The organism is Haloferula luteola (assembly GCF_014201715.1).
Classification (GTDB): domain Bacteria; phylum Verrucomicrobiota; class Verrucomicrobiia; order Verrucomicrobiales; family Akkermansiaceae; genus Haloferula; species Haloferula luteola.
The window spans coordinates 45834-59864 of record NZ_JACHFD010000024.1; the positions used below are offsets into that span (position 1 = coordinate 45834).

A 14031-nucleotide genomic window follows, 5' to 3' on the forward strand; every position below is an offset into this window, starting at 1 on the left:
ACCCCTCTCTCCCTTCAGGGATTGGGTCCTTCCACCTCCGCATCGAGGAATCCTCGGCCAGTCAGGCCATCCGAAGAATCCAGCCGGAAGGTGTGCAACTCATAGTCTTCGCTGGTCGATGCACTGGTGCCGACGTGGCTGACGCCACCCGTCCAGTCCGAAAGATCAAGCGATCCTCGCACCGTGTAAACGACCCCATTGACCGTGGCCGTCTGCTCCTGATTGGAGCCCAGACCAAACGTCGCTCCGGCCCGGACCGCAATCGTCAGGGTCAAATCCGGCAGACTGTTGCCATTCGAATCTGCCGTGGAGATCGACCCTTCACCCAACGAACTGCCATCCGTGGGATCGCCGTGGAACGCATACTCTTCGAGGTCACTCACACCGTCTCCGTCGGCGTCACCGCTGCCATCAATCACGCCCACGCTACCGAAATAGGCGATTTCCCAGGCGTCATCGATGCCGTCGCCATCACCATCGGGGTTCGACTGACCAAAGCGCACCACCGTGAAGCTCTCCAAGGTCGCCGCCTTTGCCGTCGTCTGATGAAGCACAAACACCCCGGCCTCCAAATCGCCATTGCCATCCAGGAAAGCGGGCTGCGCCCCCGGATTCGCGGCGTTGTCATTAACGAAGACCGTCCAGACTCCTCCGATTCGCTCGATCAACACCGAAAGGTCCGTTCCAACCGCACCAGCGGAATTGGCGGCCCCGAACGTCGCGTCCGAATCGTTGGTTCCATTGGTGTTCACCCCCAAAGCAGAATACCCCGGAGCGATCGTCCCAGCCCGTAGCACCGACTGAGTGCTGGTGCCCACATAAGCACCAATCTGGTCGTAACCATCCATCGCCGGCAGATCCACAAAGTGGGCACGAATCCGGAAATCTTCGGTTCCCGTAAAGCCATAGTCAGACAACCGAATCCCGATCGCTTCCAACTGCTCCATGTTGATCTGACCATTGATGTCCGAAGGCGAACTGATCAACGTCAACGTCCCTGCGACCGTATCCAGATCAAGGCGATCATCCGGAGTAGCAATCGCCGTTCCTGAACCCCCCAATCGATCGGTGAACAGAGTGGCCTCACCGTCGATATCCACGAGACCCGTGCCGGTGGATTCCAGATCGTAGAATGCCACCACATCGGCCTCACCGTCGCCGTCCACATCAGAAGGCGTCGAGAGTTCATCGAGCGGATCCGAAGTCGCTTGGTATTCCTCCAAGTTCGTAAACGTGTCAGAGTCATCGTCACCATTCGGATCCGTATCGGCAAGACTCACTGCCAACAGGGCATTCACCTCCCAGCGATCCGGCAGACCATCCCCATCGGCATCTCCACTGGGCACACCGGGACTCAGTGGATCTTCCGGATCGGAAAGGCCCTCGAACTCCGCCAACTCATTGAACGAGTCTCCATCCGTGTCGGTGGTTCCATCATTCGAGAGATCTCCAAACCAGTAGTCTTCCCAACCATCCGACATCCCATCGTTGTCGCTGTCCGGGAACGAGAAATACTGATTGGGATCCGTCCCTGCCAGATACTCGTCGATGTTGTAGGCGAAATCGCCGTCCGGGTCGCCAAACTCGTCCTCATCCAGCGATCCGAAATAGTCGAGTTCCCACTGATCCGGCAACCCATCCGCATCCGAGTCCCCCGGGAACGACGTGTTGTCCGACGGATCACTGCCCGCATACAACTCTTCCAGATTGGTGGCCGTGTCGTTGTCCGGGTCGTCATTTGGACCATAACTGAAGTCGCCGGAGAAGTAAAATTCCTCCCAGGCATCAGGCAGACCATCCGCACCTGCACCGCCATCAACATCCTTCTGGGCAGGATCATCGGGGCCTTGCCCATGCATCGCCTCCAGAGCCCATTCGGCAAGCTTGCCACGGAACATCCGCACCTCGTTGTAAGAGGCCGATGGCGCGTTGTCCGGCCACCACGAACGACCCAGTGCATTCACCGCATCGCTCACATCGGCAATCCGGTTCGCGACGGTAAATGTCCCTTTGGCTACGCCCAACTCCGCATCACCGGAAGTCGCCGCATACCATGTCGCTTTCGACGATTCTGGATTGCCTTCGAGGGGCTCAATCACCATCACGATGTGGTACTCCGACCCCGTAAAATACGAAATCGAGTTATCCATCGTCGCATCGTTCTTCGTGCTATCCAGCCACTCGATGCGGTCGGATCCCTCTCCCGTGCCGACACTCCACGACATGTAGAGCTCTTCCGCCACCGTCTCCGCTGGATCATAGAACGAGAAGATTCGCGACCAGTTCTGAACCGCATTGTAAGTCGCCCAGAACTCCAACGTGACCGGCTCATTGGTCTCCGGCAACAAATCGCTACCGAGCTGCACCCATTGGGAATTCGCCTTGGCACCTCCGGTGAAATCCACGGTGGTTGCCGTTTGAGTCACCACGTTGGTGCTGTCGGTATCGCCCGGTTGAATCACGGCGTCGGAGCCCCCCACGGTACCCGTATCCAACAGGTCACCATTGAAATTCCAACGGTGATCAAGCCGTGCAAAGGCAGGCGAGAACGCGGCGTCCGTCGGATCCGTTCGCCGGGTCCACTCCTGTAGATCCGTGAACAGGTCGCTGTCCGTGTCCGCTGTGCCGTCCGAAGTCGTGATATCGCCAAAATGCGCGATCTCCCAGCCGTCGCCCATCGTATCCGAATCCGAATCGGTGTAGTCCGTGGCCAAATTCGGGTCGGTCCCATTGGCATACTCGAACGCATTCGTGTCGTAATCTCCGTCGAAATCGTCCGTCCCCGCTTGCACTGCCGTGCTGCCGAAATTGTCGACTTCCCATGCGTCGGGCAAACCATCGTTGTCGAGGTTTCCGGGATCGTCGGCCGCATCTTGAGGATCGGTATCCGCCAGGTACTCTTCCAGATTGGTCGAGAAGTCCCCGTCGGCATTGCCGTCCGCATCGTTCACCAACTTGTTGAGCCCATTGGCATCTTCCCAATCGTCGTCCATCCCATCGCCATCGGTATCCGATGCCACCACGGTCACCGTCACCGCCGTTCCCGTATCGGCAAAGTCGTAGGAATAACCCGGCCGCGGATTGGCCACCGAAAGATTCGTGACCGAACCATTCAGCGTCCCCGAGTACTCGAGAATCGTGTAGGTGCCGCTCACCGCTCCGTTGGTGCTATCGTCGAGCGTCAATTGAACCGCAGCACTTCCCAAGGTCAGGCCACCTGCCCCGGTCACCACCACTTCCTCACTCAAATTCCCGGAACTCGTCTCCAATCGTAGCGTCGCACCGCTGGCCAAATTCAGCGCCGGAACTTCCAGCACTCCCAGAGTATCGATCGGATCCTCCACCCCGAGGCTCGCCCCCGACACCACGCTCACCTGCGAGGTCGTCGGAGTTCCCCCCATGGTCATCGTGCCGGCTTCAATCGACGTCGGACCGGTATAGGTTTCCGCGCCACTCAGAGTCAGCGACCCCGTCCCCAACTTCGTGAGTCCTCCGTCGATCGCCGCATCGCCGTCGATAGGACTGTGAACCAAAGGTTCGGGAATCGTCACATCGAAACCATTCGTGTGAATGATCGCTCCGCCATCCCGCACATTGGCCCGCTGGTTCGCTCCTCCAAGATTCAGGAACGCCGCATGGGTCGCGTTCGCCTTCAACGTGCCTCCGTTGAAGTTGAACGAAGCCGTCCCCGTATTTTGAGAGGTGTAGATCTCCCGAATCGTCAATACCCCACCATTCAGGTTGAAGGTATTGACTGAGGCCGTTCCTCCCGCCAATTGCAGGTCGATATTCGAATTTCCGTTCGGCGTCGTCTTGTTATCGCTGAACCCCGTCACCGTGCCACTGTTCAAGTTGAACACGTTGGTGCCCACATTGCCGCTCTGAGCGAACTTAAGATCGGTGTTCGCGTTCAAATTCAGCGTCCCGCCATTGTCGATGTTGATCGTTGAATTCGTCGAATCGTATCGCGCAACAATCATCCACCGCTCGGTCGTGGTCGCCACATTGACCGTCCCTCCGTTCACGTTCACGACAGCTTGATTCGAGGCACTGCCGGCATATCCCGTCCGGAAATCCCCTTCACAATTGACGATCGAACCGCTGTTCACATTCAGCGTTCCCTGAGTCGCCTGAGTATTGTTTTGCCCAGTGGCGACGTCGATGAAGTTGGCATTGAGGACACTGCCATCATTCAAAGTCAGCGTCCCATCCCCCGTTGACTCGCCCAGATTGAGGGTTCCCGTCAACGACAGCGTGGAAGCTTGATGAAGCGTGATGGAGCCCTTCGCCGCCCGTGTCGTGTCGCCGGCATGGAAACCGATCGAGGCATTCGCACCACTGACCGACATGCCATTGTTGATCACCACATCGGACGAAACGCCGCCCGCACCATTGCCGCGGCCCACCGAAAGCCAGCTGAATCCCGTCAAACTCCCGCCGTCGACAATCAATTCCGTGTCCGTTCCCGTCCCGGTGTCCAGTCCTCCAACCACCAGTTCGCCGCTGTTGCAGGCCAGTTCGCCACCCGTGAGCCGGGTGACCCCCTCTTTCAACACCGCGCAAAAGGCACCACCGTATGCGGTCACTCCTCCCGAGAGGCTCCCTCCACTGGCAAGCTCCAACTCACCCGTGCCTGTCTTGTGGACGCTCAGTTGCGCTCCATTCGAGGGCGTCATGGGGCTCGCCACATTCCAGTTTCCCGAGCCTCCGAAGCTCAGAGCATGATTCCCGGCCCCACCGAGCCCTAGGACCACATCCGAGGCGATCGTGGCCGTCGCTGCTGACTCGTTCGTCCAGGCATGAATTTGCCCATCCGCGCTGCCCAACGTGATATTGAATGCATCTGCGCCGTCCCCCAACTGAAAGGCTCCGGCACCGCTCGCAATCGATAGCTGGTTCAATCGCAGCGAAGTCACATTCACTCCGCTATCCAAGCTCATCCCACTGGTCTGGGTGGCCGCCACACTCAGGTCGAGACCCAGAGTATTTCCGAGCGGATTGGCGCCCGTATAGATCAGGCTCAAAACACCCGCCGCCGTCCCATCAAAGACAGCCGTGTCGGGAATCGTACCATCGGGAAGCACATCGCCAGCCCAGTTGGTCGCAAGGTCAAAGGTCGTTCCGTCGCCACCGCCATCCCAGGCGATGTTGGCCGCCGTCGCGGCAGCCGTGAGGCCAACGAGGAACGCCGTATTCAGCAGGGAAGTCCTACTCATCATACAGGGTTTTCTAGGGTTTTTATTTGGATTCGGGGTTGCTGGATAGGAAGCACCCGCACGCCGATTTCCTGGGTTGGCGGAAACCGGCGACTCGCCGTCGATTCTGGGTTGGGAAACGAACGGAACGAGGAGTTCTGGGTACTCCCGAGTCCGTTACCTTAACTTCTAGGAAACGTATCTTAGATCCGTCAAGGGCTTCGTGAAGCATCCCAAAGAATCCTTTCCTTAAAGCCAAAATCCACCCATCAAAACCCTCACCATCTGCGACTTACACACCACCACCACTCCATTTCTCATTTTTTCCAGCCCCCGATTCCGCCGTTCCTAGCCCCCTCCAAATACCCCGATGGGGGGACGTTTTTCCCCTACTGAATCCACCGATCCCTCCCTTTTCCCTTGCATTCCGAGCCTCCGGATTTTTTTCAGACGCACGCCCATGGCCGTGCCGCTAGTGGCACACATGGGACGCCGGAGGACCCCATTCGACCCCTTCTCCGGACCCACATTTCATCCATTCTCTGCCATGATCGAAGTTGAGAACCTCACCAAGCAGTTCGGCTCCAAAACCGCCGTCAATCACCTCAGTTTCTCCGTCCAAAAGGGCGAAGTCCTGGGTTTCCTCGGACCCAACGGCGCCGGAAAATCCACCACCATGCGCATGGTCACCGGCTTCATCCCCCCCACCTCCGGTGCCATCCGAATCTGTGGCGTTTCGGTCATCGACCATCCCAAGGAGGCCAAAAAGCACATCGGTTACCTTCCCGAATCCGCGCCCCTCTACAATGACATGACAGTCACCGGTTTCCTCAAGTTCGGCGCCGCCATCCGCGGCCTTTCCGGCAGCGCCAAAAAAGAGGCCGTCGAACGAGCCATCGAAACCTGCTTCCTCCAGAACGTCGCACGCCAATCCATCGATACCCTTTCGAAAGGCTATCGCCACCGCACCTGCCTCGCCCAAGCACTGCTTCACGATCCTGAGGTTCTGATCCTCGATGAACCCACCGACGGCCTCGACCCCAACCAGAAACACGAAGTCCGGCAACTCATCCGCCGCCTCGGCAAAACCAAGGCCATCCTCTTCTCCACCCACATTCTCGAAGAAGTCGAAGCCGCCTGCTCTCGCGCAGTCATCGTCGATCGCGGCCAAATCGTCGTCGACGGCACCCCTCAGGAATTGATCGCCAAATCCGGCACCGGCTCGCTGACCGATTTGTTCCGCCAAGTCACCACCCGCGATACCGCTTCCGCCGCCTAACCCCCCACCTTCCCTTTCCCATGAAAGACGTTTGGACCATCTACAAGCGCGAGCTTGCCAGCTACTTCAGCCAGCCGATCGCCTACGCCATCATCGTGATCTTCCTGCTCCTCGCGATGGTGTTCACCTTCACCCTCGGGAACTTTATCGAAGCTGGAGACGCCTCCCTTACCTACTCCTTCTTCCTCTACCTGCCCTTCATCCTGATGGTGCTCGTCCCCGCCGTCGGCATGCGGCTCATCAGCGAAGAACTCCGCTCCGGAACCTTGGAACTCGTCGGCACCTACCCCATCTCCCTATGGGCCGTCATCGTCGGGAAATTCAAAGCCGCCGCGACCGTTTGGCTGCTCGCCATCGCCCTGACCTTCCCCATCTGGATCACCGTCAATTGGCTAGGCGAGCCCGATAACCTCGCCATCCTTTCCGGTTACATCGGTGCCACCTTACTCGCCTGCACCTTCCTCGCCATCACCTTGCTCGTCTCTGCTTTCACCCGGGACCAAGTGATCTGCTTGATCGTCTCTTCGGCCATTTGTATTGGCCTCGTCTTTGCCACCTTCGACCCCTTCGTCCGGCAATATTCGAAGACCCTCGCCCCCGATGTGAAGGATGCTATCACCTCACTCGGTGTCTGGGACCACTACCTCTCGCTCGCCCGAGGGGCCTTCCGTCTGCAGGACTTCGTCTGGTTCGCCTCGATCATCCTCGCTTCGCTGTTCGGCACTTCCGCCATCCTCTCGGCCAAACGCGCCTGATCTTCCCCAACCCCTTTTTCATCTCCGCTCACCATTCCATCCCATGAGCAAGGAAACTAAGACTCTACACCCTGGTGCCTTGGCAGGACTCGCCATCGGCGCACTCGCCACCATCGTCGTCGCCGGCAACATGCTCGTCGGCACCCTCGGCCTTGGGCACAAAACCCTCGACCTCACCGAGGATAAGATTCACTCCCTCTCCGACGGCACCAAGGCCATCCTCGGCGATCTCGCCGCTCCGGTCGTCATCCGTTACTACGCCACCCGTAGCACCGACTACATGCCGGAGGAGCTCAAACTCCACATGCGACGAGTCGATGACCTCCTCGCCGAATACCAGAACCTCGCCAAAGGGAAGCTGAAGATCGAAAACCTCGACCCTCAGCCCGACACCGATGCCGAGGACGCCGCCAACCTCGACGGCATCAGCGGCCAACAAATCAACAACGACAACCTCTACTTCGGAATTGCCGTTTCCTGCCTCGATCGCACCACCACGATCCCCTTCCTCGACCCGCGCGATGAAACCATGCTGGAGTACAATATCTCCCGCGCCATCGCAGAAGTAAGTGCCACTCGCAAACCCACCATCGGCTTCATGTCCGCACTGCCCATCGCCGGCGGTGCCCCGACCATGCCCGGCCAACAAGCCGAACAACCCTGGGTCATCTACAATCAACTCAGCCAGTCCTACAACATCGAGGACCTGACCATGACACCCGGCGAGATCGACCCTGAAAAATACAGCGTCGTCCTCATGATGCACCCGGCCGAAATCACCCCGGAGGCCGAATTCGCCATCGACCAATACGTCCTCAAGGGCGGAACCGTCATCGCTTGCGTCGACCCCTACTCCGTCACCGCCCAAATGATCGGCGGTGGCAATCCCATGATGGGTCAACCGGGAGCTCCCACCACCTCCACCCTCCCTACCCTCATGAAAGCCTGGGGAGTCGACATGACCACCACCCAATCCGTGGGTGACGCCAGCTACAAAACCAAGATGAGCGGCGATCGCACCGGCCTCGCTGTGCTCTCCGTTCCTCAGGACGGCATGCCGCAAAAAGACAGCATCGTCACCAAGGACCTCAACAGCGTCGTCTTCTTCCTCGCAGGCGGCATGACTCCAACCGGCGGCTCAGGCGTTGCCATCGACACCCTCATCCATTCATCGAAAGAAGCCGGACTTGTCGACAACATGCCCGCTTCTCAGCTCGACCCCCGACTGGCCACCCAATTCCGGCCCGATGGGAAATCCTACGACCTCGTGCTTCACCTCCACGGGAAATTCAAGTCTGCCTTCCCGGAGGGAGACCCAGCCAAGGCCGCGGCCAAAAACGCAACGCCAGAAGACGAAGAAAAACCGGAAGAAACCCCGGAGAACGAAACCTCGACCGCCCTCACCCAGGCAGAGGCCGATGGCAACGTCTTTCTCATCTCCGATGTCGATGCCTTCTACGACCAATTCTCCTACGCCGTGCAGCGTCTCGGAACCATGCAGATCGCTCAACCCATCAACGGCAACTCTTCCCTCCTCTTCAACCTCATCGACCAGGCGGCCTCGTCGACTCACCTGATCGGCTCTCGCAGCCGTTCCGCCACCAGCCGGCCCTTCACCGTCTTCAGCGAACTCGAAGCCAAGGCCAACCAACGCGTCGGTGAGAAAATTGCCGAATTCGAAGCCCAAGCGGAAGAGGCCCAACAACGCCTCAACGAACTCCAATCCCAAAAATCCAAAGGCAGTGAGCTCTACCTCACTCCCGAACAGGAGAAGGAAATCCGCAACCTCCGCCAACAGGAGGTCGATGCCCGTAAGCAAGTTCGAGAGCTGCAGAAAGACCTCCGACGCGAAAAAGATCGCATCGCTGGTAGCATCATCGCCTGGAACATCGCTGGCGTTCCCGCCGTGATCGTCCTCTTGGGCGGCGCCCTCCTGATCTTCCGCCGCACCGCCACTCGCGCCCGCTGAACCCACCATTCTTAACCTCTTCCCCATCGACCATGAGCAAGAAGCAAGTCCTCATCCTCTGGATCCTCGCGGCCGTTCTCGTCGTCTCCCTGGTGGCGGTGAAATCCGCCCACAAGGAGTCCTTCGAAAGCGCCACCGCCCGCGACCGTGGAGACACCCTCCTCGAAAGCTTCCCGGCAGAAAACGTCGCTAAAATCCTCATCACCCGCGGTGAGGAGAAAGTCACCCTCGAGAAAAAAGATGGCACCTGGTCCGTCGCCGAGCGCGATGCCTACCCCGCCAACACCACCAACATCAACGACCTCCTCCGCACCCTTGCTGAAGTCAAAGTCACCCAAGGCATCGAAGCCGATCCCTCCTTCGCTCCCCGCTTCGGAATGGATCCGCAGGCAGATGATGATGAAGAAAAAGGCACCGACCTCCTCCTCTCCGATGCCTCAGGCAAAGAAGTTGCTCACCTCACCTTCGGCAAAACCCTGGAGGCCGCCAGCGACCCCTCCAACCCCTTCGGCGGGGGCTCCTCGGGGCGCTTTGTCCTCAATCATGCCGATGAATCCGGCGTCTACGTGACCAGCGAGGTTTTCCCGACCATCACCGTCATGGTCGAGCGCTGGCTCGACGACAGCTTCCTCAAAATCGAGAAAATCCGCTCAGTGGAAGTCAGCAAACCCGGCGAAGAAAACGTCACCGCATGGAAAGTCTCACGCGATGCGGAAAACGCCAACTTCAGCCTCATCGGGAAACAGGAGAACGATCAACTCGACGAAACCGCCTTCAACCCCCTCAAGAACCTCTTCTCCTACGCCCGCTTCGAGGACGTGTTGCCTGCCAACAAAGCCGAATCCTCCTGGCATAAAGATCAGCGCCAAACCGCTGTGATCGAAACCTTCGAGGGACTCACCTACCACATCACCTTCGGTCCCCTGATCGAAGAACCCCAGGAAACCGAAGCCGGCACGCCTCCACCCGCTAGCTATGGCATGTCCGTCACCGTCACCGGGGACATCGCTCAAGAACGCAAAAAGGCGGAAGGCGAGACCGAAGACGCCGCCAAACAGGCCGACGAAGCTTTCGCCGAGCGCAAAAAGACCCTCGAAGAGAATCTTGCCACCGCCCGCACCTTGGAAGGCCGTGTCTACAAGGTCAGCAAATACACCGTCGATCCTCTCCTCAAGGATCGCACCGCCTTCATCAAAACCGCGCCCCCCGCAGGTGGTACCGCCCCCGCGGGCGCACCGAACCTCAGCCGCCCCGGACGCCCTGTTCAGGCGGTCACCCCACCCATTCAGATCCCGCCCATGCCTCCGGCAAATGGCGAGTGATCGACAGCATCGCCTGCCGTTCATCACCCGAATCCTCCAAGCCCGCCTGATCCAAGGCGGGCTTTTTTCGTGCCCTGCCTCCGCCACCGAGTCCGCTTGCCCCCACCGCGAATCGCGTCCAGCATGCTGCCGCCATGGTTTCCGCCGCCGACCCCCTACCCGCCACGTCCGCCTACGATGTCGTCATCCTCGGTGGTGCCTTCTCCGGCAGTGCTCTCGGCATCCTTCTCAAACGCGAACGCCCCCAGACCCGCATTCTCATCCTGGAGAAATCGACCGAGTTTGACCGCAAAATTGGCGAATCCACCTCGGAAGTCGCAGGCTGTTTCCTCACCCGGGTTCTCGGCCTCTCCAACTACCTCGCCCGCGATCACTTCCAAAAGCACGGGCTACGCATGTGGTTCACGACCCCCGAAAACTCCTGCCCCAGCCACTGCTCCGAGATCGGCCCCTTCTCCCAAGCCCGCTTCCCCACCTATCAACTCAACCGCGCGAAGCTCGATCCCCACCTTCTTGAGGAAGCACGGCGACTTGGCTGCGACATCGTTCGCCCTGCCACCGTCAAATCTTTCGACCTCCAAACTCCCGGCCCCTCCACCGTCACCTACAAGACCAACGGCGAAACCCACTCCGTCACTGCAGCGTGGGTCGTCGATGCCTCCGGCAAAGCCGCACTCATTGCCCGCCAACGAGGAACCCTCGTCCCCCTTCCCGAGCACCCCGTCCACTCGATGTGGGTGCGGTTCCAAAACGTCCGCGACCTCGATTGCCACGAATCTCATGCTGGTCCGCTCAAAACGAGTATCAAACCCGTCGTCTCTCGCGGCTCCGCCACCAATCACCTGATGGGCCGCGGCTGGTGGTCGTGGATCATCCCCCTCGCCAACGGCGAATTCTCCGCTGGCGTCACCTGGGACGAACGCCTTTGCACCCCTCCCTCCGAGGGACCCGTCGGCCAGCGCGTCAAACAACACCTTCTCACCCATCCCATCGGTCGCCTGATGTTCGAGAATGCGATCCCCGTGGAAAACGACGCCCGCATCTACAAGCACCTTCCCTATCGCTCCACCGAAGTCTGTGGCGACGGTTGGATTGCCATTGGGGACGCCGCCGGCTTCATGGATCCCCTCTATTCCCACGGCCTCGACTTCTGCGCCCACAGCATCTCCATTGCCCACCGGCTGATCCACGACTCCCTCGACGGCCAATGCGTGCAAAACCGCATCGCCAGCCACTACGCCCAATACCAGGAATCTTACTTCCGGTGGTTTCGAGCCCTCTACCTCGACAAATACCAATACCTCGGCGACGCCCGTCTCATGCGTGCCGCCTTCCTGCTCGACATCGCCACCTACTTCATTGGCCCCGTCCAGCTGGTCTACCGCGACACAGACCGCGAATTCTCCAAAATGCCCTACAACGGCCCTATTGGCGCCGTCTTTGCCCACTTCATGGCCCTCTACAATCGGCGCCTCGAGCTCATCGCCCGCAAGCGCCTTGCGGCCGGCACCTATGGCAAGGAAAACCTCGACCATTCCTACCTGATCCGCACCCCCTTCAACGCGGGATTAGGCGCTCTCCGCCACTTCTTCAAAGGCATCTGGATCTGGCTCAGCCTAGAAGGCGAAACCCTCTTTCAGCGCCCCATCCCCGCCATGCAATCCCCCTCTCCATCGGAACCCGCCACTCGTCGACCGGAAACCACCAAGGCCATGGCCTAGGACAGGGTCGAACGCCCCGCTTTCACCTAGATCTCCTCCCGAAGGAACTTCCTTCTTTTTTCAGTTGTCAGCCAGCCTCCCTGTGGGTAATTCCCCCGGCCCCGGGCCGGTCTTCGGCCCTCGGACGTCAATGGCAGGGTAGCTCAGAGGTAGAGCAGAGGACTCATAAGCCTTTGGTCGCGGGTTCAATTCCCGCCCCTGCTACCATTGATGATCCTGAACGACTTACAGGATCCACGGCCCTCGAAAATGGGAACAAAAGTGGGAACAAGTCCAGACGAGCCAGTCTTGCTCTTAGTGTCCCATTCCGGATGCAATGGAAGCGTCCCATGAATCCTCCTTGCCTCACGGCATGGGTGGTCGCGGCGGAACGTCACAGAAGTTCATCACCAGGCGCCATGACCCAGGAGCGGAAACGCCCGGCCGAAAATCCGAAACGGCGTCCATCACTCGGCACCATCGGAAGCCAAAGGAACGAAGGGCTCAATCGGTGTTTTCCGACGCTCTCGTTCGCTTTTGGGTATTTTAGAGCTTCGCATCAAAGTAGTAGATCATCTTATCGTTCGGACTGGCGAAGATGATCTGTGCTGCGTTTGGTCGAGTTCCTGACATGTCAATACTCCAGACATAAACATACATGTTGGGGCTTCGAATCTCGTCAATCGTTGGAAACCAAGGCATCTCTGATAATCGCAACCAACTCGCAGCAAAGTCGATCGCCTGCTCAGCGGTTCCTGTGAGAGCGTCCCCACGATACCACCCGCCTCCGCCGCGTTCTTCGTCGAAAACCAATTCTGACCCGTCGAGATGAGAGACACGCATTGCATGTCCACCCAGATGATCCCCAGTGAACGATCTCGCAGAAGCGTAACTGTGAACCACTTCTTCAGTTCGGTCGTCGCCTAGATTGCACCAGTTCAGGACGAACCTTACATCGTGCTTGCTTACGGTTTTGCTGGTTGGCCGATTGCCAGAGCCGATCTGATAGAGAATCGTTCCGCCAATTACCAGAACCGCGACGAAGGAAATCGCTCCCCAAACAAGGAGGAAGCCTTTAAATATTCTCCACGCGCGATTCATTTCTAGCGACCGTTTGAGCGCATCCGGCAACGCGATGAAAGCAGGAATTCAATTTGGCGGCTTGTCGCCGTCGGATGCCGCGGCTTGTTCGCCATTGGTTTCCTTGTGATTCCGTTCGTTGAGAAACGTAGTCGAAGGAACATCAGGGCGATACAGCTCCCGGATTACTGCTAAGGTCCGATTGACCATGAATTGTCCGGCGATGAAGCCTCCGATTCCACCACCAATACCCGCTCCCCAAATACCGCAACCGGGCCCAATCAGGTCTCCGACAAGAGCACCACAACCTGCACTAACGCCGGCTATTGCTGCTCTCACAAACGACGGAGTTGAGCGAGAGCACTCACGCCAAATCTGCTTCCGTTCAATAGGAGAAAAGGTCGCCAATTCAGGTGCGTTTGGAGTAGTCCAATAGATCTTCATTCCCGTTGTCTTGGAATCATTTACGGAGCCAGTTCTGTTGCCTCTTGGCTTCCCGGTTGCAGGTGTCCTTCAATTTATCAGGCGAACGTCAAAGCACACCAACCGCCTGACGAAAGCCGCGCTTTGACTGTGGGTTGAGGGTTGTGATCACTGTTAAAATTCGACTCGCGTCGGGGCAAGTGTTGAGAGCGCCGCCTTGTTGAAACTGTCGAAAAACCCCTCCCTGTTCCAGCCCGATTTCCGCCCGCTGGCCCGCCCGCTGCTTCCTCGGGACGCGAGCCATGGCA

8 protein-coding genes and 1 tRNA gene are annotated in these 14031 nt (G+C 58.7%); 6 read left to right on the plus strand and 3 right to left on the minus strand.

Annotated elements, in window-relative coordinates; translation table 11 throughout:
* Positions 1-14: 14 nt before the first annotated feature.
* A complete protein-coding gene (locus HNR46_RS17400) occupies positions 15-5219 on the minus strand; it encodes an autotransporter-associated beta strand repeat-containing protein (protein ID WP_221285247.1) in 5205 nt (1734 codons plus the stop codon).
* Positions 5220-5742: 523 nt separating this feature from the next.
* Here HNR46_RS17400 and HNR46_RS17405 point away from each other — a divergent pair.
* The 6 genes from HNR46_RS17405 (at position 5743) to HNR46_RS17430 (ending at position 12448) form a co-directional block, all read left to right on the plus strand.
* The gene (locus HNR46_RS17405) at positions 5743-6474 is read left to right on the plus strand and encodes an ABC transporter ATP-binding protein (protein WP_184021149.1); all 732 of its coding nucleotides are present in this window, start codon (positions 5743-5745) and stop codon (positions 6472-6474) included.
* 20 nt (positions 6475-6494) lie between these two features.
* A complete protein-coding gene (locus HNR46_RS17410) occupies positions 6495-7229 on the plus strand; it encodes an ABC transporter permease (protein WP_184021151.1) in 735 nt (244 codons plus the stop codon).
* 43 nt (positions 7230-7272) lie between these two features.
* On the plus strand, positions 7273-9198 hold the full coding sequence (locus HNR46_RS17415) for a GldG family protein (protein ID WP_184021153.1): 1926 nt from the start codon (positions 7273-7275) through the stop codon (positions 9196-9198).
* 32 nt (positions 9199-9230) lie between these two features.
* Positions 9231-10520, plus strand: coding sequence for a DUF4340 domain-containing protein (locus HNR46_RS17420; protein ID WP_184021155.1), 1290 nt, complete (start codon positions 9231-9233; stop codon positions 10518-10520).
* 134 nt (positions 10521-10654) lie between these two features.
* Positions 10655-12241 carry an NAD(P)/FAD-dependent oxidoreductase gene (locus HNR46_RS17425; RefSeq protein WP_184021157.1) on the plus strand — a complete coding sequence of 529 codons (1587 nt, stop codon included), beginning with the start codon at positions 10655-10657 and terminating at the stop codon, positions 12239-12241.
* A gap of 132 nt (positions 12242-12373) precedes the next feature.
* A tRNA-Met gene (locus HNR46_RS17430) sits at positions 12374-12448 on the plus strand.
* A gap of 318 nt (positions 12449-12766) precedes the next feature.
* On the opposite strand, the gene HNR46_RS17435 is transcribed toward HNR46_RS17430, so the two are convergent.
* Together HNR46_RS17435 and HNR46_RS17440 are read right to left on the minus strand one after the other, a co-directional pair.
* Complete coding sequence (locus HNR46_RS17435; RefSeq protein WP_221285248.1) at positions 12767-13351, minus strand: hypothetical protein; 585 nt, start codon at positions 13349-13351, stop codon at positions 12767-12769.
* Positions 13352-13369: 18 nt separating this feature from the next.
* Positions 13370-13744 carry a hypothetical protein gene (locus HNR46_RS17440; RefSeq protein ID WP_184021159.1) on the minus strand — a complete coding sequence of 125 codons (375 nt, stop codon included), beginning with the start codon at positions 13742-13744 and terminating at the stop codon, positions 13370-13372.
* Positions 13745-14031: the final 287 nt, after the last annotated feature.